The organism is Acinetobacter pragensis (genome assembly GCF_001605895.1).
Classification (GTDB): Bacteria; Pseudomonadota; Gammaproteobacteria; order Pseudomonadales; family Moraxellaceae; genus Acinetobacter; species Acinetobacter pragensis.
Genome location: NZ_LUAW01000024.1, coordinates 48,010 through 69,632, shown reverse-complemented (window position 1 = coordinate 69,632; position 21,623 = coordinate 48,010). Strand labels below are relative to the sequence as shown.

At 48.5% G+C, this 21,623-nt stretch carries 22 protein-coding genes; 6 read left to right on the top strand and 16 right to left on the bottom strand.

Features of this window, described 5'->3' with window-relative positions:
- Window positions 1–5: 5 nt before the first annotated feature.
- On the top strand, window positions 6–1,034 hold the full coding sequence (locus AZH43_RS11535; RefSeq protein WP_067669829.1) for a hypothetical protein: 1,029 nt from the start codon (window positions 6–8) through the stop codon (window positions 1,032–1,034).
- Window positions 1,035–1,087: 53 nt separating this feature from the next.
- On the top strand, window positions 1,088–1,654 hold the full coding sequence (locus AZH43_RS11530; protein WP_067669827.1) for a LemA family protein: 567 nt from the start codon (window positions 1,088–1,090) through the stop codon (window positions 1,652–1,654).
- Between the two features lie 41 nt (window positions 1,655–1,695).
- Here the strand turns inward: AZH43_RS11530 and AZH43_RS18450 are convergent, their stop codons facing one another.
- A complete protein-coding gene (locus AZH43_RS18450; RefSeq protein WP_131796935.1) occupies window positions 1,696–1,998 on the bottom strand; it encodes a hypothetical protein in 303 nt (100 codons plus the stop codon).
- A 120-nt stretch (window positions 1,999–2,118) separates the two neighbouring features.
- Here AZH43_RS18450 and tgt point away from each other — a divergent pair, with 120 nt between their 5' ends.
- From tgt to secF, 4 genes are all read left to right on the top strand, one after another.
- On the top strand, window positions 2,119–3,249 hold the full coding sequence (tgt, locus tag AZH43_RS11520) for a tRNA guanosine(34) transglycosylase Tgt (RefSeq protein WP_067669823.1): 1,131 nt from the start codon (window positions 2,119–2,121) through the stop codon (window positions 3,247–3,249).
- 103 nt (window positions 3,250–3,352) lie between these two features.
- Window positions 3,353–3,682 carry a preprotein translocase subunit YajC gene (gene yajC, locus AZH43_RS11515; RefSeq protein ID WP_067669822.1) on the top strand — a complete coding sequence of 110 codons (330 nt, stop codon included), beginning with the start codon at window positions 3,353–3,355 and terminating at the stop codon, window positions 3,680–3,682.
- 54 nt (window positions 3,683–3,736) lie between these two features.
- Window positions 3,737–5,635 carry a protein translocase subunit SecD gene (gene secD / locus AZH43_RS11510; RefSeq protein WP_067669820.1) on the top strand — a complete coding sequence of 633 codons (1,899 nt, stop codon included), beginning with the start codon at window positions 3,737–3,739 and terminating at the stop codon, window positions 5,633–5,635.
- An 8-nt stretch (window positions 5,636–5,643) separates the two neighbouring features.
- The gene (gene secF / locus AZH43_RS11505; protein ID WP_171254465.1) at window positions 5,644–6,621 is read left to right on the top strand and encodes a protein translocase subunit SecF; all 978 of its coding nucleotides are present in this window, start codon (window positions 5,644–5,646) and stop codon (window positions 6,619–6,621) included.
- A 103-nt stretch (window positions 6,622–6,724) separates the two neighbouring features.
- Here secF and AZH43_RS11500 read toward each other — a convergent pair whose 3' ends face one another.
- The 15 genes from AZH43_RS11500 to AZH43_RS11430 are packed head-to-tail and all read right to left on the bottom strand — an operon-like array spanning window position 6,725 to window position 21,567.
- Complete coding sequence (locus AZH43_RS11500; protein WP_067669818.1) at window positions 6,725–7,381, bottom strand: 4'-phosphopantetheinyl transferase family protein; 657 nt, start codon at window positions 7,379–7,381, stop codon at window positions 6,725–6,727.
- Between the two features lie 49 nt (window positions 7,382–7,430).
- Entirely contained in the window at window positions 7,431–7,865 is a 435-nt protein-coding gene (locus AZH43_RS11495) for an excinuclease (protein ID WP_067669816.1), read from the bottom strand.
- Window positions 7,866–7,883: 18 nt separating this feature from the next.
- Window positions 7,884–9,104 (bottom strand): beta-ketoacyl-ACP synthase, encoded by a 1,221-nt coding sequence (locus AZH43_RS11490; RefSeq protein ID WP_067669814.1) that lies wholly within the window; start codon window positions 9,102–9,104, stop codon window positions 7,884–7,886.
- Window positions 9,104–9,829 carry a 3-ketoacyl-ACP reductase FabG2 gene (locus tag AZH43_RS11485; RefSeq protein ID WP_067669813.1) on the bottom strand — a complete coding sequence of 242 codons (726 nt, stop codon included), beginning with the start codon at window positions 9,827–9,829 and terminating at the stop codon, window positions 9,104–9,106. Before AZH43_RS11485 ends, AZH43_RS11490 begins: the two co-directional genes overlap by 1 nt.
- Window positions 9,826–10,263 (bottom strand): ApeP family dehydratase, encoded by a 438-nt coding sequence (locus AZH43_RS11480; protein WP_067669811.1) that lies wholly within the window; start codon window positions 10,261–10,263, stop codon window positions 9,826–9,828. Before AZH43_RS11480 ends, AZH43_RS11485 begins: the two co-directional genes overlap by 4 nt.
- Window positions 10,260–11,462, bottom strand: coding sequence for a beta-ketoacyl-[acyl-carrier-protein] synthase family protein (locus AZH43_RS11475; protein WP_067669809.1), 1,203 nt, complete (start codon window positions 11,460–11,462; stop codon window positions 10,260–10,262). The genes AZH43_RS11480 and AZH43_RS11475 overlap by 4 nt, the downstream gene beginning before the upstream one ends.
- Window positions 11,449–12,015 (bottom strand): DUF3261 domain-containing protein, encoded by a 567-nt coding sequence (locus AZH43_RS11470; RefSeq protein ID WP_067669808.1) that lies wholly within the window; start codon window positions 12,013–12,015, stop codon window positions 11,449–11,451. Before AZH43_RS11470 ends, AZH43_RS11475 begins: the two co-directional genes overlap by 14 nt.
- Window positions 12,005–13,303, bottom strand: a complete 1,299-nt coding sequence (locus AZH43_RS11465) for an NAD(P)/FAD-dependent oxidoreductase (protein WP_067669805.1) — start codon at window positions 13,301–13,303, stop codon at window positions 12,005–12,007. Before AZH43_RS11465 ends, AZH43_RS11470 begins: the two co-directional genes overlap by 11 nt.
- Window positions 13,304–13,321: 18 nt before the next feature.
- Entirely contained in the window at window positions 13,322–15,646 is a 2,325-nt protein-coding gene (locus tag AZH43_RS11460) for an MMPL family transporter (RefSeq protein WP_067669803.1), read from the bottom strand.
- On the bottom strand, window positions 15,621–16,202 hold the full coding sequence (locus AZH43_RS11455) for a LolA family protein (protein WP_406564623.1): 582 nt from the start codon (window positions 16,200–16,202) through the stop codon (window positions 15,621–15,623). Before AZH43_RS11455 ends, AZH43_RS11460 begins: the two co-directional genes overlap by 26 nt.
- Before the next feature lie 57 nt (window positions 16,203–16,259).
- Window positions 16,260–16,679: an acyl-CoA thioesterase gene (locus AZH43_RS11450; RefSeq protein WP_067669801.1), complete on the bottom strand. Its 420-nt coding sequence runs from the start codon at window positions 16,677–16,679 to the stop codon at window positions 16,260–16,262.
- Window positions 16,680–16,694: 15 nt separating this feature from the next.
- On the bottom strand, window positions 16,695–18,218 hold the full coding sequence (locus tag AZH43_RS11445; protein ID WP_067669799.1) for an HAL/PAL/TAL family ammonia-lyase: 1,524 nt from the start codon (window positions 18,216–18,218) through the stop codon (window positions 16,695–16,697).
- A 5-nt stretch (window positions 18,219–18,223) separates the two neighbouring features.
- Window positions 18,224–19,138 carry an LpxL/LpxP family acyltransferase gene (locus AZH43_RS11440; protein ID WP_067669852.1) on the bottom strand — a complete coding sequence of 305 codons (915 nt, stop codon included), beginning with the start codon at window positions 19,136–19,138 and terminating at the stop codon, window positions 18,224–18,226.
- Between the two features lie 17 nt (window positions 19,139–19,155).
- The gene (locus tag AZH43_RS11435) at window positions 19,156–19,890 is read right to left on the bottom strand and encodes a glycosyltransferase family 2 protein (protein WP_067669797.1); all 735 of its coding nucleotides are present in this window, start codon (window positions 19,888–19,890) and stop codon (window positions 19,156–19,158) included.
- A 15-nt stretch (window positions 19,891–19,905) separates the two neighbouring features.
- Window positions 19,906–21,567 carry an AMP-binding protein gene (locus AZH43_RS11430; protein WP_067669795.1) on the bottom strand — a complete coding sequence of 554 codons (1,662 nt, stop codon included), beginning with the start codon at window positions 21,565–21,567 and terminating at the stop codon, window positions 19,906–19,908.
- Window positions 21,568–21,623: the final 56 nt, after the last annotated feature.

Below are 21,623 nucleotides of genomic sequence, written 5' to 3'. Positions count from 1 at the left end.
CGCCCATGCCGATCGATTCTGTTAAGCACTCCATTCACATTCGACGCAAGAAAAATGCAGTGGTTTTTCAAAACATCGCTCGGCTTTGGGATTTAGGACGCAATGCGCATTCGCATCAGGATATTTTAGATGGCCTGCATCCATGGAATGCGCCCATTACCTTGCGCTTTGAAAACCTGCTGCCGCGCCTTTTAGCTTTTATCGGCATTTTAATTATTCTGCCTATATTTTTCCAAGCCTCGCATTTTTGGGCGCAGCTGTGCCTGCTGGCAGGCTTGATGATGATTTTCTGGGCTTATCTCAGCTATGAGCAGGATGATCCCATAGAAGAAGTGATTGAGTTTCTGGAACGCGAAAGCATTGCTAAAAAATATCAGCTGAATTTTGGCCGTCAGCCGCAGCACATCTCAGTCCCCTTAAATCCGCTGCAGTTCATTGCACAGCTGAAAAATCTGTTTCCTGTCTTCAATCAAGGCTCCATCGCCAACAACATCAGCAATTACGCCAGTTCTGTCTGGGAAGATGAGGACGGCAGACAGCATCAAGTGCTGGTGTTCCAATATCACTATATCAGTGAAATTAAAGTGCGTGATAAAGATGGCGAAGAGCTGAAATTGAAAGAAGTGCATAAGGATTTATGGGGCGTCTTTGTGTTTGATGTGGAGCAGCAAGGTATCGCTGTGACCAGCATGAATACGCCTTTTTATTATCCTTTCAGCTTTCCTTGGCACAGCAGCGACATTCAAATCAATCAAAAGCTGAAATTTTACGGCAGTGATGAAATGCAGACAGCGAAACTGATGAGCCCCGGCTTTGTTTTGCGTATAGCGGATTTTTTCCAGCACCGCCAAGGCAACTTGATGTTCCATCCGACCAGCCGCATTCTATGTTTTTTAGGCCCGCAGGATTTATTTCAGGTTTCCAGCAAATCTTCAAAAATAGAAGATATTTCAGCATTGCGCGGACATTTAAGAACGTTTAAATTAACTTCACTAGAAAATTTAAAACAAGACCTGACGCATTTTTTAAAATAAGCTTGAAAATACGCTTTTAAAAAATATGCCTGCGGTCTTTTGGGGAAATAATTATGGGGCTGCTGATCTGTTTTTTATTGATTTTGGCTGCTATTTTTGGCTGTATCGTAATCCGCAACAATATTGTACGCCATCATAATGCAACCATCCGCGCGTGGTCTGATGTTGCCAGCTATGAACGTCAGAAAATAAAGATTTTAGATGGCTTGCAGCCGCTGGTTGAGCAGTATTCCAGCTTTGAAAAAGGCACGTTGGAAAAAGTGACTGAACTGCGTCAGAATATCCTGAATTTAAATCTGCAAAATGCCGATGTCTCGCAGCTGCAGCGGATTGAATCTTTAAACCAAGAGTTAATGCGCAGCTTAAATGTCGTCGTTGAAAATTACCCAGAGCTGAAAGCCAATGAAATTTATCTCAAAATGATGAATGAAATTGAAGAGCAAAATGAAAATGTCGGCGCAGCCATTACCATCTTTAACCGCAATGTCGAGTTATTCAACAACCATATTCAGGTATTTCCCAATAATATTGTGAACACCATGACCCTTGGCAAAAAACCGGTACGCCCTTTCAGAGACAATGCAGTGACTCAAAATTTTGATTACCGTCCGAATTTTTGATTTTAGGCGCAACTGACTGTCCTGCGCCTCATCCGCTCAAATCATCTGTAGTTTCTATTGAAGGCTTTCAAACACGCCAAAGATGCGGTGACCAGTTCTATCACAAGGCATTGGCCAGAATCTTTTTTTTCAGCCTGCTCCGCAGACCAAAAATTAAAATCCCTATCCAAGAGCAAATACAAACCATTGCGTCCATAACAACGGGCAGCAACGGCAGCTGCGCCAAGCAAAAGATGAAAGACCGCAGGGGATTCATCAGCTCTGCCATGCCTGACATTGGACTGCGTGACCTGCAAATTGTGATAGCCCTGCCGGGCCATGCGCGAATATGGATCTAAATCCATGAGAAATTTACAGCGTCAGTACGCTCTAAAGCTGGCGTTTAGCCGCGGAATCAAGGAAAATAGTGCACTTTTAGCACTAATGATCAGCGAACTGTTTTTTCGCCTTGATTTGGATTCTGTATGAAGTTTGAAAAATTAGCGCAGTCGGGCCGCGCCCGCCGCGGCCGGCTGACGCTTGAGCACGGCGTCGTGGAAACCCCGATGTTCATGCCGGTGGGTACTTACGGTACTGTGAAAGGCATGCTGCCGCGCGATATTAAAGAGATTAAATCACAAGTTATTCTCGGCAATACCTTCCATTTATATTTGCGCCCCGGACTGGATGTCATCCGCGAACATGGCGGCCTGCACCAGTTCATGAAATGGGACAAGCCGATTCTGACTGATTCGGGCGGCTTCCAAGTGTTCAGCCTAGGCGCAATGCGTAAAATCAAAGAAGACGGCGTGACCTTCCGCTCTCCAATTGACGGCTCCAAAGTCTTTTTATCACCTGAAATTTCGATGGACATTCAGCACACGCTGAACTCAGATATCGTAATGATTTTTGATGAATGCACGCCCTACCCTGCCACCCATGAAGAAGCGCAGAAATCTTTACAGCTGTCTTTACGCTGGGCAAAACGCTGCAAAACACAGCATCATGACGTATTGAAAAACCGCAATGCCCTGTTCGGTATTATCCAAGGCGGCATGTATGAAGATCTGCGTGATGAATCCCTCAATGGCTTAAAAGAAATTGACTTTGACGGTTATGCCATCGGCGGCCTCTCTGTCGGCGAGCCAAAAGAGGAAATGATTAAGGTATTAGACTATCTTCCAGCAAAAATGCCGGAAGACAAGCCGCGTTACCTAATGGGTGTCGGCAAGCCTGAAGATATCGTCGAAGCAGTACGCCGCGGTGTCGATATGTTTGACTGCGTCATGCCAACCCGCAATGCGCGCAACGGCCATTATTTTGTTACAGACGGCCTCGTGCGTATCCGCAATGCCAAATACCGCCACGATCAAAGTCCGCTGGATGCCGACTGCGATTGCTACACTTGTCAGAATGTCACTCGTTCGTATCTGTTCCATCTGGAAAAATGCGGTGAAATGCTGGGCGCGATGCTCGGCACGATTCATAATCTTCGCTATTACCTGCGTTTGACTGAAGCCATGCGTGATGCGCTGGATAACGGCACATTTGATGAATTTGTCCAAGACTTTTATGCCCGCCGCGGCCTAGAAGTACCGCCTTGTCCGCAAGATTAATCTTTCAGCATTTGCGCTGAGGAAAAAGACAAGGTAAATTGCAGAACAAACCAATTTATTATCATCTTATTGATATACAGTTTTATTAGTTTAGGAAATTGAAATGAGCCTTTTTATTTCTACTGCACATGCAGCAGGCGAAGCAGCACAACAGCCAAGTATGATGGCCAACATCTTAATGATTGCAGTTTTTGTTGCAATCTTCTACTTCTTGATCTGGCGTCCGCAATCTAAACGCGCGAAAGAACACCGCGCGCTAGTAGAAAGCCTAGGCGTAGGCAGCGAAGTTGTTTTTGCTGGCGGCTTAATGGGCAAAATCCTTAAAATCGAAGGTGATTTTGCAGTGGTTGAACTCAGCCGCGGCGTGGAAGTAAAAATTCAGCGCGCAAGTGTGATTTCAGTTCTTCCTGAAGGCACGTTAAACAACCTTTAATCAAAAAAACAGTCGTGCATCCGCACGGCTTTTTTCATTTTAAGAAGAAAACAAATGCGTTACCCAGCATGGAAATATCTGCTGATCCTAGTAGTTTTAGTGGTCAGCACATTATATGCCCTGCCAAGTTTGTATCCAGATGAACCTGCTGTTCAAATTTCGGGTGCCAAAGCCGGTACTCAAATTGATCAGAGCATCGTGCAAAAAGCAGAGCAAATATTAAAAAGTGAAAAAATTGCGTCACATGACAACAGCTTCACCAATAATGCTGCCTTATTGCGCGTAGATTCAAGCGAAGCACAATTAAAAGCCAAAGATGCCCTGCGCCGCGGTTTAGGTGATGACTATGTCGTGGCTTTAAACCTTGCGCCGACAACACCTGAATGGCTGCAAAAAATTGGCGCTAAGCCAATGAAGCTTGGTTTGGACTTACGCGGCGGTGTTCACTTCCTATTGGAAGTGGATATGGATAAAGCCATTGCGCAGCGTATGGAAACATCGGCTGCAGATTTGCGCCGCCAGCTGCGTGACAGCAAGCTGAAATTCAATAGCCTATCGCTGAGCAACAACGCGATTACTATGCAATTCGCCAACAATGACGACCGTTCAGCAGTCATGGACTTTCTGCGCCGCAGCGGCAATGAATACACGCAGCAAGCCATTGCAACTGACAGCGGCTCTACATTGCGCCTGACGTATACAGACGTCCGCAAGCAGGAAATTGAATCGTATGCAGTCAACCAGAACTTAACCACGCTGCGTAACCGTATCAACGAGTTAGGTGTGGCGGAAGCCTTGGTTCAGACTCAAGGCAGCAACCGCATTGTGGTTGAACTTCCGGGTGTTCAGGATACTGCTGAAGCAAAACGTGTCCTTGGCCGTACTGCAAACCTTGAATTCCGCTTAGTGTCCGACTTGAATGATCAGTATATTGATCCATACACCGGTCAGGTGAAAGGCTCTTTGCCGCCGGGCACAGAAGCCTTTGCATATGAGTCTTTAGACAGCGGACGCCAGCTGCTGCTGAACCGCAACCGTATTTTAACGGGTGAGCGTGTTCAAAATGCCTCTTCCGGCTTTAGTCAGGATACTGGCGGCGCTGAAGTAAACATTACACTGGACAGCGCTGGCGGCAAACTGATGTCAGAAGCCACACGTACTTCCGTCGGCAAACGCATGGCCGTTTTGTTTATTGAAAATAAACAGAAAATCAGCTATGTCCAAGACCCTCAGACTGGCGCGCAAACTGAAGTCCGTACCCCTTATACTGAATCTGTCGTCATTAATGCGGCAACTATTCAAGCGGTATTGGGTTCTCAATTCCGTATTACAGGACTGTCTTCGCCTCAAGAGGCGTCTGAATTAGCTTTAATGCTGCGTGCCGGCGCCTTGGCTGCCCCAATGTACTTTGTTGAAGAACGCGTCATTGGTCCAAGCTTAGGCCAGGAAAATATCGATAAAGGCGTATTGTCTACGCAAATCGGTTTCTTACTGGTTGCCATTTGGATGGTGGTGTTCTTCCGCTTATTCGGTTTAATTGCAAATTTTGCCCTAGTCATTAACCTAGCCATGATTTTAACCATTATGTCTTGGATTGGCGCCTCCCTCACCCTGCCGGGTATTGCCGGTATTGTGATTACCATCGGTATGGCGGTGGACGCCAATGTGCTGATCTGTGAGCGGATACGGGAAGAAATGAAATGGGGCGCCTCCCCCAAACAGGCTATTGTGGCCGGTTATGATCGGGCCTATAACACGATTCTTGACTCGAACTTAACCACTTTCTTGGTGGCGTTTATTCTGTTTGCGATCGGCACAGGCCCAATTAAAGGCTTTGCTGTGACCCTGATGATTGGTATTGTCTGCTCGATGTTTACTGCAATTACAGTAACCCGCGCGATCGTCCAGCTCATTTATGGCAAAAAACGCAACCTGCATAAGTTGAGCATTTAAGGAGATCTATGATGACTGAAAATACTCAACTGAAACAAAAGAAATACGGCCGCCCAGATGATGAGCGCATCATTCCGTTTATGAAGATTTCTTTGCCTGCGGCAGTGATTTCAATCATATTAACGGTGGCCAGTATTTTCTTTATTGCCACCAAAGGCCTTAACCTCGGTTTAGACTTTACTGGCGGTGTATCCGCAGAATTGAATTACAGCCAGCCGGTAAAGGCATCCGATGTGAATGCGGCTTTAGCCAAAGCGGGCTTTAAGGATTCTGTGGTTCAGACTTTAGGGTCTAACCGTGATTTGATGGTGCGTATGCCGGTTCAGGAAAATGCTGAAGCGGCTGACTTAACCAAAGAAATCACCACTGCAGTGCAGTTGCCGGGCAACAAGGCTGAAGTGCATAAAGTCGATGTTGTCGGCGGTCAAGTCGGCAACGAACTGTACGTCCGTTCTGGCGGCGCTGTAGCGCTGGCCATGCTGCTGATGCTGGTGTATGTCACGATCCGCTTTGAATTCAAACTGGCACTCGGGGCCGTACTTTCACTGCTGCATGACGTACTTGTGACAGTGGGCGTATTCGCCATGATGCAATGGCCGTTCGACTTAACCGTATTGGCAGCTATTTTGGCGCTGCTCGGTTTCTCATTGAACGATAACATTGTGGTATCTGACCGTATCCGGGAAAACTTCCGGAAAATCCGCGGGGCAGAACCGCTGGAAATCGTCAATATTGCCTTAACTGAAACATTGCGCCGTACCATTCATACCTCTGCAACGCTATTGCTGGTTGTCCTTGCAATGATGTTCTTAGGCGGTGACGGTCTGCACTGGTTCTCTGTTGCGATGTTTATTGGTGTGTTCGTCGGTACTTATTCTTCGATTTATATCGGTACAGCCTTTGCCTTATGGCGCGGCCTGAACCGTCAAGACTTTATTGTACAAGTGAAGCCTGAATTTGAAGAAGAAAATGAAATCCCGCGCTAAGCTATAGCGCTGAAAAAAACCCATCCTCGGATGGGTTTTTTTATATTTTCAAATTCACATAGACGTGCCTGAAATATTGAATATGCACAGCCTATGCAAAAATCTAAAATTGAATCAGCTGGATATTCGGAAAGGAAAAACCTGCGCAAGACAGCTCAGTGCGCCACGCGACCGTCAGCATAATATGCGCCAGCTGAAAGTTTTGATAAGCAAATGTGCCTAAATCCGGATGGCTGCAGATACCGCCATTTTGTTCAGGATGCACTTGCGTATTCAATTCATTTAAACTCATGCGGATGCCTAAGCCTGAAGCTTTCAAAATCGCCTCTTTGGTCGTCCACACTTTAAACCAATAGTCCTGCGGCTCTTCTAAACATTCCCACAGCGCCAATTCACACGGATGAAAGGCATGGCGCGCCAGAGCGTCAAAACGCACTTTCCGCGCTAAATCCTCTACATCCACCCCAATATCCTGCATGCTCCGGCTTAACGCTAAAGCATAATGCTGCTGGCTATGGGAGTGATTAAATGCTATTTCAGGCAAGTTTTTAAGATACGGCTTGCCAAACTCAGTACGCGCAAAATCAGCATCCTGTATGCGCTGCTGGCTGAACTCACTCAGATGCTGATTGCGCTGCTGGTAAATCCGCTGCTTTTTATAGGCTTGATAAGCGCGCATATCAGAAAAATCATCACGCGATAGCGGCGCGAGCTGAGACAAGGCATGCACACAGATTTGAATCGTTCTTAACTTAGACATTCTGCTCTCAGCATGTTCTCTCAGCTCGATGAATAGACTTAACGCCTACTTAAAATTTAACAATATCGCCTTTCAGCGCAACACCCGCAATTGCTGTACCTTTTGCGCACTGATAAGTAGTCGCGCTGCGGGTTTCATTCGACTTATAAAAGCTGACCAAATTTGTTACTGCATTGGCGCCCTTGGCTTTTGCTGTATTTTGGAATTGGATCAGCGCTGAACGCAGCACATGATCACAAGCACTTTCGGCAGATTTAGCAAAACCGTTGGTTTTCTTATTGGTCACCAAACCTTTTTGAATCACTTTGCCGCCAGACTTGGTTCCCGCCAAATAAAATTTTACCGAACCGTCCAGCGCGCCATCTGCAACAGCGCGGTCTACCGCTTCTTTAAAATTAAAGTCATGCATCGTATCTGCCGCAAATACCGCAGTCGTCCCGCCAAACACCAATGCTGCCGCTGCACACATATTTTTTAATAACATTGTTCTACCCTCGTCCAATTAGACACGTTTTAAAATTAAGGAGGTATTAATGCCTCCAAAAGCAAAATTGTTGCTCATGATGATTTGCGTTTCTGCTGAACGCATCTCTTTGACAATATAATCCAAATCACCGCAAGCGCTGTCAAGTTCATCTAAATTCAAAGTCGGCACCAGAACATTGCGGTGCATCATCTCAATGCTCAGCCATGCTTCAATGGCGCCGCATGCCCCGAGCGTATGGCCAAAATAGCTTTTTAAAGAGCTGATCGGCTTCTTGCCCAAAATCCGCGCGGTCGCCTGCGATTCTGCAATATCCCCTTGATCTGTCGATGTGCCGTGGGCATTCACATAATCAATCGCTGTTGCATCAACTTGCGCATCTTTCAGCGCCAGCTGCATACAGCGTCCCATCATTTCTGAATCGGGCCGCGTTACGTGCTGACCGTCTGTATTTGTGCCATAACCGATGATTTCTGCATAAATTTTAGCGCCGCGCGCTTTGGCATGTTCATATTCTTCTAAAATCAGGCAGCCAGCGCCTTCACCGACCACCAAACCGTCGCGGTCAGCATCAAAAGGCCGCGGTGCTGTTTCCGGGCGGTCATTGCGCGTGCTGGTCGCCAGCAGCACATCAAAGACAGCAGAACCGGCTGCGCTTAATTCTTCTGCGCCCCCGGCAATCATCACCGTCTGCTTGCCGTATTTGATCGCTTCATAAGCCTGTCCAATCGCCATTGAACCCGAAGTGCATGCACTGGAAGTCGGCAAAGTCTGGCCTTTCAAGCCAAAATAGACTGTCATATTTACCGCGCTGGTATGCGACATCATGCGGATATATGTGGTTGCATTGAGCTGATTCATATTGTTATCAATCAGCATTGCGCCGAATTCCCGCACGGCATTTACACTGCCCGCAGATGAACCGAAAGCAACCCCTGTTTCACCGCTTGTTAAAATAGCGTCCTGCAGCAGCCCAGCATCTTCTAAAGCTTTTTCCGCGCAAACTACAGACATCAGAGCGACACGCCCCATACCACGCGTCACTTTACGGTTAAAGTGCTTTGGAATTGTAAATGATTCTACTGGCCCGCCCAATTTGCTTCGCAGATCCGTATAGATCTCCCAATCCGGCATATAGCGGATGCCGCTGTTCCCTTGGCTAAACTGTTCAAAAATCTGATCAGCTGTTTCGCCCAAAGAGGTAATGCCTGACATGCCGGTGACTGCAACGCGCTTCATCAGATCAGGCCTCCATTTACCGAAATCACTTGACGGGTAATGTAGCTGGCATCATCGCTGCATAAAAATCTGACAGCTTTCGCCACTTCATCAGCATGCCCCATGCGCTGCATCGGAATCATTTTCAATGCATGCTCTTTCACTTCTTCGGTGACCATTTCAGTTTCAATCAAGCCCGGCGCCACACAGTTTACGGTAATTTTGCGCTTAGCCAATTCAAGCGCAAGCGCCTTGGTTGCGCCAATTAAGCCTGCTTTTGCGGCACTGTAATTCACTTGGCCGCGGTTGCCCATCAGCCCGGATACAGAAGATAAAGTCACAATGCGTCCGCCCTGCTTGAGGCGGATCATCGGCATTGTCAAAGGTTTCAGCACATTGTAAAAACCGTTCAGCGAGGTCGAAACGACATCATCCCAATCCTCATCAGTCAGTGCAGGAAAAGCGCCGTCCCGAGTCAAGCCGGCATTCAGTACCACACCATAAAATGCGCCATGCTGCGCAATATCCTGCTCTAAAACCGCAGCAATATTTTCACGGTCATTCACATCAAACATCAGCACATGACTGGCTTGGCCTAAGGCCTGAATGCCCTCTGCCACCTGTTCAGCGTCCTGCTGTCTGGAACGCGCATGTACCGTCACATCAAAACCGGCTTTTGCCAATTCAAAGGCAATCGCCTTGCCAATGCCGCGGCTGGATCCTGTTACTAAAATTCTTCTGCTCATGCGTGCATCCCAATCATGTCATTCATATTTTCAGGCTCAAATACGCTAAGCATGGCGCTGAATTGATGTTCTTGATATTCAATTTGGCAGCTGAACTGCCCTAAGCCTTCATGCAGATAACTCTGCTCGACCCGAATCCTTACCGTACTGCCCAAAGCAAAATAAGCGCACGGCAGCTGCATTTTACGGGTTCCTAATAAAAAGCCGATTTTTGGCGGCAAGCCTTTGCCTTGCCCTTTATGCCCTGCATAAGCGCTGATGGTCTGCGCCATCAATTCAATACTGGTCCAAGTCGGCAGCCCGCTTGCCTCACAAAACATCAGCTCAGAAGTAATCTGCAGTTCGGCAACCGCAAATTCGTCATTGGCTTCCAGCAGATGATCGACAAAGACCATCGGCTTTTGATGCGGAATAAACTCTGCGGCATCCATCATGGCGAAACGGTTCCCAAAATTAAACTGATATTGCTTCCGCCAAAGGCAAAAGAATTGCTCATGGCATAGCGTATCGGCTGCGGCAACCGGCTGTCCAGCACATAATGCTGATCCGCCAAATCTGCATCCAGTTCACCGGCATGATGCAGCGGCAGCCAAGTCTGATCCTGCAAAACTTGCTGGCAAATAAAAGCCTCAATGGCGCCTGCCGCGCCAAGGCAATGCCCGGTTTTATGCTTGGTGCTGCTGATGGCCACCTTGCAGTCTGAAAATACGGTCTGCACAGCCTTAACTTCCATCGCATCATTTTGCGGCGTTGACGTGCCGTGCAAATTCAAATAGCCAATATCATCCGCACCTAAACCAGCAGCATCCAAGGCCTTTTTCATCGCCTCTGCCGCCCCTTTCCCCTGCGGATGCGGCGCAGAAATATGCCAAGCATCCATCGACTCACCGCTGGACAGCAGCATGACAGGCGCAGGTTCTTTAGACAATAAAAACAGGCCTGCCGCTTCGCCAATATTGATGCCGTCACGGCTGGCGCCGCATGGCTGGCAAATGCTGCCGGATAGACTTTCCAGGCTATCAAAGCCGTTTAAAGTCAGCTTGCACAAGGTATCCACACCGCCAACCAAGACTGCATCAGCTAAATCTGCATTCAGCAGGCGCTGTCCTGCCGCCATGGCTTTAGCGCCGGACGAACAGGCGGTAGAAATTGTATAAGCCGCGCCTTCCCAACCTAAATACTTTTGCAAAGCCTTGGCTAAACTGCCCATTTCCTGTTTTTGATGCGGCACCTGCGCCTGAGACTGCTGCTGAAAATGCGCTTTTAATGCAGCCTCATTATCCGCAATACCTGAAGTCGATGTGCCTAAAATCACTGCCAAGCGCTGCTTAGAGAATGGCGAGGTATACGCCCGGATCTGCGTTTCGATTTGCGCTAAAGCACTTAAAGCCAAGCGCAAATTGCGTGAATCTTCTTCATGCAGAGATTCCGGCACAGCGCTGACCAATGAATGCGGATATGCCCCAACCCAAACGCTGCGCCCGGCAATTAAATCACTGCGTGCAGACAGCGTGTTTTCAGCTTGTGTCAGCGCGCTTTTCAGCTCTGATGCATTCTGTCCAAGCGCAGACAGCGCGGCACTATATTGAATGCCGACGGCCAGCTGGCCGATGAATGATTTATCTTGGGTCATGACTGTCCCCATCATTTTCCAATGTATTGCTGACTGGGCTAATGAACATCTGATAAGGCACCTGCAAATTATTCAGCTCAATAGCCTGATTCTGCTGCACAATTCTTAATACTGGATGCTGCTGAATATAAATAGTCTGCTCAGCATTTTTTTGCTCAGCAAAGACTTGCCCTTCCTGCAATGCCGCAAAATCCGGATACGTTGCATACAGCAAATCGCGCGCGACATATTCAAAAGGCAGCAGTTTCATTTGCTCAATATGCTGTTCAACTTTTACCCGCTGCCCGTCAAAGCTCAGCTTAAACAGCTGCTGCCCTGTCAGACTCAGGGCCAGCATCTCCAGCTGCTGACCGTTCTGCTGCTGATACAGCAAAAAACTGAAGCTCTGTGTTTTCCACTGCACTTCAATCTGATCCTGCCGCTGATAGCGCTGTGCAATCCAATGCACCGCAGTCAAGCCTTGCGCTTTCGGCACTAAGCTTTGACAGCCGCTGCACAGGACAGCGCTGGCCAAAATTATACTGGCGATTTTTAAAGGCAGCTTAGGTTCCATCGGTCTGCGGTTCTCTATGCAGGTCTTCACGGCAGTACTCCGCCAAAGTGCTTAAACGCTGTTTCGCGTTGCGGTAAATTGGATTGGATGTATCCCAGGCATAGCCTGCCAGCAGCGATGCAATCATGCGGCGGATTTTCTCATCCTGATTTTTAGAAAATACCACATCCTGAAATTCACCTGAATACCAAGATTCAACATAGGCGCGGAACACTTGAATGCCATTGCGCAGCGGTTTTTCATACTGCTCCATCCAGTCAACCGGCTGCCCCTGCAGCGCTTGATCGACCAATGGAACAGCCAAACTTGAAGATTTCAGCGCAATCGTCACGCCTGAAGAAAACACCGGATCTAGAAATTCGCCCGCATTGCCCAGCAGCGCATAATTACGCGCAGCCAAATGCTTGACATCCGCAGAGTAACCGACCAATGTGCGCACCGGTGTATCATGTTTTGCATTGCGCAGCACATGGGATAAGCTGTCATCATCTGCCAAAATACGTTTCTGCAGCGCTTCTAAATCATAATCCGCACTGCCGTCATAGCCGTATTTTTCAAAAAAGTCCTGCTCCGCTACTATACCGAATGATGAACGGCCATCAGCAAACGGAATCAGCCAATACCAAGCGCGCGGATCTTTTTCATGCACTGCAATTAAGATTTTTTCGCGGTCAAATTCAGGATCATCTAAAATGCCGTCTTCAATATGGGTGAACACTGCACGGCGCACCGGAAAATCTGACGGGCTCTCCAAGTCTAAAAATTTCGGCAAAATCCGGCCAAAACCGCTGGCATCCAGCAAAAATTTGGCCTGAATTTGATAGTCTTGACCCTGCTCATTTTTTACCGTTAATACGGGATGCGCTGATTCCACATCCACAGCGCTGACTTCATGGCCGAAATGGACATCTGCACCCATTTTCTGCGCTTGCTGCGCCAGCAGATGATCAAAGTCGGCACGGCGCACTTGCCATGTTGTGCCCGGCCCTTCTGAAAATTTTTGAGTAAAATCGTAGAAACTGCGCTGCTTGCCTTTTAAAAAGGATGCGCCATTTTTAAACTGAAAGGCGCATTCATCGACATGCGTACGGACCGTTTCCAATAAGCCCGCTTCTTCCAAAAAGACCATACTTTGCGGCAATAATGATTCGCCAATTGAAAACCGCGGAAAATACTGTTTTTCAATCACCGTAACCTGATAGCCCTTTTGGCGAAGCAGCGCTGCTGCTGAACTGCCTGATGGCCCTGCACCGATAATCAAAACGTCTGTTTGCTGGATAGCGCCCATTGCACTGTACCTTCTTCTTCAGCGCTTTGGCTGATATTGCTGAACCACAGCATGCTTTGCATCAGAGGATGTAAACAGTGTGGCGTAAATAAATGAAAAAATGACGCCCAGCAGCACGGTTAAGCCAAAGCTGTGTATGGCGTAAGTATGGCTGAATGACAGTAAGCCAAATCCGAAAAATGTCGACATCATGCACAGGAACAGCGCCATGCCGACCACTTGCGGATGATCATGCCCGTGACGGTAAAAAATCGCATAGTCCACCCCAATTCCGATAATCAGAAAAGTGCCCATGATGCTGAACAGATTAATCTCGACACCCAGCCATACCTGAATCGCAAAGGCCGTCATCAGCGCCATGCTAACCGGCAGCACCAGCGGGAAGATGGATTTTTTCCCATACATCAGGCCTAAGCCAATGGCTAAAATGACCAAAGCAATGATCAAGAGGCGCTGCGCATGTTCCCGATGCTGCTTAAACAGTTCAGAGAGCTGATTCACGGGGCGCAGCAGCTGCGCATTGGCATGGCTGAGCTGCTGTACTGCATTCACATCATGCACATTCTGCAGCATCACCAGACGTTCGGTTGGGCTCATTTGCAAAAAGCTTAAGGGATGATGCTTAAACAGCGCATCCGTCAGTACAGGCTGATCTTTTAAGCTGGCTTGCCAACGCAGCACATCCGCTGGATGCAGCTGCAGGGCGTTTGCATATTCGGTTAATGCTGTCTGAGGTATGGCCTGCAGCATTGCAATATCCTGCTTTTGCTGCTGTACCGGCGGCAGCCATTGGCCTAAAGCCTGAACGCCATCCAGCTTGCCATTTTGCTGCAAAACAGAAAGCTGCGTCAGCAGCTGCTGTTCATTGCGCTGTAATTCGGCCGGAGTTTGGCCGCGCACGACAAAATAGTCACTGCCCTGCTGCTGCATAAAACGGGAGCGTACATATTGATCTTCCTGCTTTAAGGATTGATCCATGCTTTGCAGATTACGAATGTCATCATTGCTTTTCAGAAACAATAAGCTGCTGCCTGTGACCAGTAAAATTGCTGTCATCATGGCATAGCGCAAAGGCTTACGCGCCTGTACATAATGGCGCGCTTTGCCTATGAAGCTTAACGTCCGTATCGCGGGTTCAGCATTCAATGCCGGCAGACGCGGCAGCAATAAAATACTGGTGATCCACGCTGCGCTCAGGCCGACCATCGAAAACACAGCAATCTGCCTAAAGCCGGGAAAGGGCGTAAAGCTCAGCACCACATAGGCCAGCAAGGTCGTCATCAACCCGACAAACAGGCTGGGCAGCAGCGGCTTAAGGACAGCAAATCCGTCCAAATGCCGATGCTGCGACTGCATCGCCATAAAGTAAAAGGAGAAATCGACGCAGACGCCAATCAGGCTGGCGCCAAATACCAGCGTCATCAAATGGATTTCGCCAAAAATCCAGTAGGTCACGGCAAAGGCCACCAAACTGCCGGTACCGACCGCGACCATTTCAGTCAGCATCGGGCGGACAGAGCGGAAGCCAAACCAAACCAGCAGCAAAATGCCGAGGGTTGAACCCACACCGATGGTGGATATTTCTTCCTTAGCCGAGTTGGTGCCGAATTGCGCGAACAGCAGTGTCCCAGTCCAGTGCGGCTTGACCTGCAGCTGGCTGAACTGCTGATTCATCTGCTGAATAAAGGCGGCCGTCTGTTCCTGATATTCAATATTGTATGGACTGCTTTTCAGCTGCAGCACCATCAAACGGGAAATGCCTTGATCATCTCGAATGGTGGCAAAGCCTTGCTCAAGATTGATATCCGAGCTGCCCTGCAGCGCGCTTAAGCCCATGGCGTAGCGCGGGAACAGCAGCAAAGGGTCCTGCTGCAGCAGATCTGCAGTTACCGGCATGCCGGGGCTCATCAGCTGCAGCAGGCTCTGCTCGCTCAAGGCCGCATAGTCCTGCTGCGCCAGCAGCGTCCGGTCATTTTCCGCCAGCAGTCCAGCTTTGTGCTGATACAGCGCTTGGGAAAATTTGTCGTAATCCAGCTGCGGCTGTACAGGCTGAAATAAATCGCTCTGATCCGCCTGTATTTTCAGCGCAGCTGTAGCCCGTGCTAACTGCTGATCATTTTTGGCATCCAGCACCACAAAAACTTTGTCATTCAGCTGATCGCTGACGTATTGCTGCGCGCGCTCAAGATCGGCATTCTGATGCGCTTCCGGCAGCAGCGCAAAAATGTTGGTCTGAATGTGAATATCTTTATGCAGCCATGCCGCGCCTAAAACCACAGCAATGATGCAAAGAAAAGCCAGCCAAATGGCGGTAAATTTATTTTGCCAATTGGAAAAGCGCATTTTCCGCCGCCGTTAAAGATTGAGGTTGGGTGCTTTGCTGGCTGAAACGGATGACCGTGCTGTTATTGGCTTTTTCCTGAATAGCGATGCGCTCTACATAACGCTGCCCCTGTGCATCGACACGGACAAACAGTTTTTTAAACAGGCTGCTTTTCGGCGTCAGCACAACATTCCACTGCGCCGGGCTATAGTTAGCAGAAACCACATTAAAATTTTTCGCCAGCGCGGCTTCATTGCCAGACATCAGCTGCAAAAACATCGTCGCTACAGAGCCATACGGCGTTTTATCCACTTCAATTTGGCTGGACGTTCGCTGGGTTTTCTGCACCAGCTTGCGCGGTGTGACCACTAAATCCGCTTTGACAGGGCTTTGAATCTGCCACAGCACGCCTAGATTCTTGCTGAACAGCACTTCGCCTTTCGACACATAAGTCTTATTCAAAGAAGCTAATTTTTTCTGCTGTTCAAAATGGGCACGAACCATGGGCACTGCGCCCAGCTGGCTGAAAATCTGCTTCAATTCTGCATTTTGCGCATGAACTGCCGGCGTGAACATTGCGGCTGAGCAAGTGACACAAAGCATAAAAGATCGATAGTGCTGAAGAATCATATTCTACTCCGCTTTAAATTCAGGCCATGCATTCAGGCAGTCAAACAGAACCTGAGGTGACTGAAAGCACATTTCACGTGTTGAAATCTGCACCGCTACTTGCGTGGTGTAGCCCTTGGTCAGCCTTCTGCCGGATAAGGCATCAAAAATTTGATACTCTATTTTCAGGCGGTTTTCCCACTCTTTCAAAATAGCCCGAACACGGATTTTTTGCTCGAATTCAATGCCCTGCACATAGCGGACATGGCTTTCAATCACCGGCCATGCATAGCCGGAATCGCGCATTTGCGTATAGTTATAGTGAAATTGATCCAGCAGCTTGCAGCGCGCAATCTCAAAGTATTTTAAATAATGTCCGTGCCAGACCACGTTCATGGTATCCACATCATGAAAAGGCACGTCAATGATGACATCTGCATGCATGGCAATATCCTGTGCTTATACAGCAATGCTGTTTAAAAGTTCTAAATTTTCAAACCGGTTGACCAGCGCCTGCAGTTCGTTCTGTAAAGGGCGATCTTCCTCTACATAGTTGAAGCTCTGAAGCACCCAGTGTTTAAATGCTGTTAATACAGGACTGAGTTCTGTATCCGCGCCTTTAAGCTTGACCGCCTGAACCGCTGCGCAGCTGAGCGCCGCCATGACCTGTTCGGTTAAAATAATCACGCGGCTGGCATCGCGGGCGGCAATAGTGCCCATGCTGACTTTGTCCTGATTATGGCATTCTGTTGAACGGGAAAAAATTGATGCCGATAAGGTCTGTTTCAGCGCTTCTGCAGTCCAAGCAGAAACTCCGATCTGTACGGCTTTAAAGCCATGATTTAACGGCAGGCGCTCTGGGCTTGAACCGGTCAAATTGCGCGGCAGGCCGTTATTCATTTTGTAGTCCACCAATTGCGCCAGCTGGCGGTCCATCAAGTCTGCGATATTGGCAATCATGATTTTCAGGCTGTCCATGGCTTGCGCAATATGGCCGCCATAAAAATGCCCGCCATGCAGCACACGCAAATTCACAGGGTCAATCAGCGGATTGTCATTGCTGGAGTTCAGTTCATTTTCAATAAACTGGCGCAGCCACACTTTTGAATCTTCAAACACGCCAATAATATGCGGCGCACAGCGCAGCGAATAGCGGTCCTGCAGGCGCGAACTTTGATGCGCCGTCTGCACTTCACTGTTCAGCCAAACACGCAATTGCGCCGCAATTTGCTGCTGCCCCGCATGCGGTTTTTGCGCAAACAGCACTTCATCAAAATGGCTCGGGTTGCCTTGCAGCGCCAAGACATTCAATGCCGTCACCATGGTGCTGGTCAGGGAAATCTGTTCTGCTTTTTTATAGTTCAGGCAGGCGATGGCGGTCATGACTGCTGTACCGTTCATCAGCGCCAAGCCTTCTTTGGGACGCATCACCAAAGGCTGCATGCCTTTTTCTGCATACACTTCGGCAATCGGTACAATCTTGCCTTGGTAATACACATCGCGCTCACCCACCAGCGCGCCGGCAATATAGGACAATGGGGTTAAATCACCGCTGGCGCCGACCGAGCCTTCCGATGGAATGACTGGAATCACATCTTCATTCAGCATCCACGCCAAACGCTGCAGCAAAGCATGCGAGACGCCCGAATAACCGCGCGCCAGCGAGCATAAACGTACCGCAACCACTGCGCGTGCGGTAATTAAATCCAGATTCTGCCCCATGCCGCAGCCATGAAAACGCGACAAATGCAGCGGCAGCTCATTGACTTGATGCGGCGGAATTTCTACCAGACAGGAATCGCCATAGCCGGTGGTCACGCCATAAATCACGCCTTCGTCTTGCAGCAGCTGATCAAGAAAATCGGCACCGCGCTGGATCAATGCCTGCCATTCTGCGGAAGCCGGCAAAGCCACTGATTTTTCTTTGCGCGCGACAGCTATAACGTCTTCAATGCTGAGCGGTGTTTCCCCAATCGTTAACACAAGACTTATCCTTTATTCCAAAAATTATAAAAATTAAACCACTGATACGGCGCGCGCATGCAGTGCTGTTCCAGCAATTGCACATATTGCCGAGTCGTCTGCTGCATGGCCTGCATGCGCGTTTTGCGCGGCCAGTTCAGCTGCTCGGCAACCTGATGAATATGCACTTCAAAATGATCCTGCATCCGATAGCAAAACACAGCCAGCACGGGCGCTTTCAATAAGCTGGCAAGAATCCATGCGCCTTGCGGCCACAGCGCCTGTTCTCCTAAGAATTCTACAGGCTGCACGCGGCCAGACTGCACTGGCACACGGTCTGCCGCCACAATCACCCATTCGCCCTGATCCAGCTTATCCTGCAGAATTAATGCAGTCTCAATCCCTAATTCATCCACTGAAACCAAATTCACATCGGCATGCGCATTCAGCTTTTTTAGAAATGCATTGAATTTAGTGGCATGCTTTTGATACACCAGCACATTGATTTTTTGCGCATGCTCAGACTTCACCGCGCGCAGCAGCTCAATGTTGCCAAAATGCGACACCACAATCACTGCGCCTTTTTGATAATGCTCGCGGAAATGCTCATGACCATGCAATTGCAGTTCCTGCTCGGCAACATTGCCCAGCCAGCCTTCCACCTTATCCAAAATGCATTCACCAAATTGCATGAGATGCGTATAGGTCTGGCCCATATGCGGTTCAGACTCAAAGGGTGAATCTGTTCCTGCAAAATGATGCAGTTTTTTGAGATACAGCAGTGATGCCTGACGTACAGTATTGGAAAACAGCCAATACCATAAAATCACAAAATACAGCACCAGCCTGCACAGCCAGCGTCCACCCAAACGGTAAAAGCCGAGCATCAGCATCAGCGGCAGCATGCCGCCACGCTCTTTCATGGCGCTCCATTTGGGCATATTTTTTTCTGACACGCTTAGTTCTTCACTTTCTGATACAGCAGCTTAGGCAAGCGCAGCAGCATGCCGCCCAATAAGCGGCTGTGTGCGCGCGCCATCCCCAAATTATCCCGCCAAACATTGAAGTGTGAAATGCCGTTTTCAGGATAAATCACCCGCGTCGGCACATTCACAAAAGGCACATTGTCCCATTTCAGACGCACCAGAATTTCCGAATCAAAACCCATGCGCGGCTGAAATTTAGCGCTATTCAGCACTTTGACCGTTTGCTCCAGCGGATAGATCCGAAAACCGCACATACTGTCTTTAATTTCAAATGATAGGCTGTTGATCCAGACCCAAATATGCGTGGCGTAGCGCCCATACAGGCGCTTTTTCGGCACGGATGCATCAAACACTGGCTGGCCAATAATCATGGCGTCAGGATGTTTCTGAGAGGCATCTAAAAAACGCTGCACATCATTCCAGTCATGCTGGCCGTCAGAATCCAGCTGCAGCGCATGGCTATAGCCTTGCTTGAAGGCATGCTGCAGCCCTGTCATCACAGCCTGCCCCTTGCCTTGATTCTGTGCATGCTCAACCAAATCCACCAGCGGATCATGAGCCGCCAGCTGATGAATCAAGGCCGTACAGGCCGCATCACTGCCGTCATTCACAAGAATAATAGGCAAATTGAAAGCATTCAGATGCGCCACCAGCGCTTCCAAATAGTGCGGATGGTTATAGACTGGAATTACAACACAGTGTTTCATTCTCTTGCTCTCATCTTAAGCATCCGACACGTTAAACAATAAACGCCCAGAGGCCACGGTCTTCCCTTGATTTTTCAGCTCAAAACTCACTTTATGCGCCTTACGGCTTAAGGACAAATCTGCACATTGATAAGGCCGAATTAAATCTTGGAATTTCAGCTGCTCAAAGCCATTGCACCACAGTAAATCCGTCCAATGCTGCTTGGCAAAATACTGAATAAAACCGATTTGGCCAACACCGGGATAAATAGGAAAATTCGGAAAATGCCCTTGAAAGCACGCCAGCTCAGGAGTGAACTCCAATCGGTAAGCGATCTGCTCTTCTTGGCGCTGCTGCGCCAAAACCACGGGCAAATGCATCGGTTGAAATAAGGATTTTAAATACTGTTGATTCAATTTTGATTGGGAATTTTGCGGCATTTGCGTTAAGAAACGCCACTGGCGCGGAATGGCAATGCTTTCCAGTTTTTCGGCTAAGCGCTTTTTCAGCTCTGCCGTAAATGCAGCTTTGCCTTTTTGCTGTAAATCCAGACGCGCCTCATCGCTCAGCACGGCAACCGCCGCTAAAATTTGACGGTGATCTTTTTCATACACCAGCGCATGGCACTGCTGCACAGCATCCAGCTCGGCAATTTTGGCTTCTACTGCATCAAGGCTCAGGCGCTTTTCTTCCAGCTTGATAATGCGGTCTAAGCGGCCCAGCAAGCGAAATAGGCTCTTTGGATTTCCCGCCTCGATCAACTCAATTTTATCGCCCGTCAGAATCCATTCATTGCTGAACGCATGATTGGTTTTCACTGCCAATTCCTGCTGCGCTGCGGTCTGAATATCGACATTGGCAAAAGGCATCCACAATGCCTCATCTGCCTGACGGTAGGCAATGCCGCCAGTTTCAGAGCTGCCGAACACTTCGGTAATTGGCCTATTCAGAAATGGGCGAACGCCTGAATCCAGCTTGCCGCCAGAGGAATACACGGTTATGCAATCCTGCAGGACCACATCTTTCGTCCACCGCTTTAACAAAGCTGGACTGGAAATCACATAATTCGGCACATTCAAATGTGCAATCTTTTTTTGAATATCGGCGGCATCTTCAGGAAAAGCCACTTGGCTTTGATAGAAACTGCGCCCGCTGGCCAAAGGCCACAGCAATTTAAACAGTAAACCATAAATATGCTGATGACTGACCGTTGCAATCGCCACGGCTTGCTCAGGCAAAGCAAAGCTGGAGTCCAAACCGCAAACTTCATTAAACAGCTGCTGCAGTGTGCGCGGAATTTTTTTCGGCTGCCCTGTAGAACCCGAGGTATAAAAATACACCTGCGCTTGGCTTAAAAATGCATCATCAAAAGTGAATGCACTTTGAGGGGTATCTGCGGTCAGCGGCAAACGCTTTAGAAAATAAATTTTCTGTCCGGACAGCTCATTTTCTAAATCGCTGACACGGTTCGGCGGCAGCAGCACTTGCTTGCCGGCCTGCAGTGCGGCAAACAGCAGCACTAAAAACTCATAACTGTCTTGTTCCCACAGCGCCCAAACCGGTTCATTCAGCTGGCTGATCTGCACCGCCTGTTCAGCAGCATCGCGCCAAAAATCCTGAAAAGTGATCAGGTGCAAATCCGCATGAATGCACAGTGTGCGCGAAGAATTTAAATGGTGCTGAAAATGACAAGACATAAAATTTGTTTCTAAACCGTATTTCTAATATCTGGAGTAAATGTTGTATTAAAACA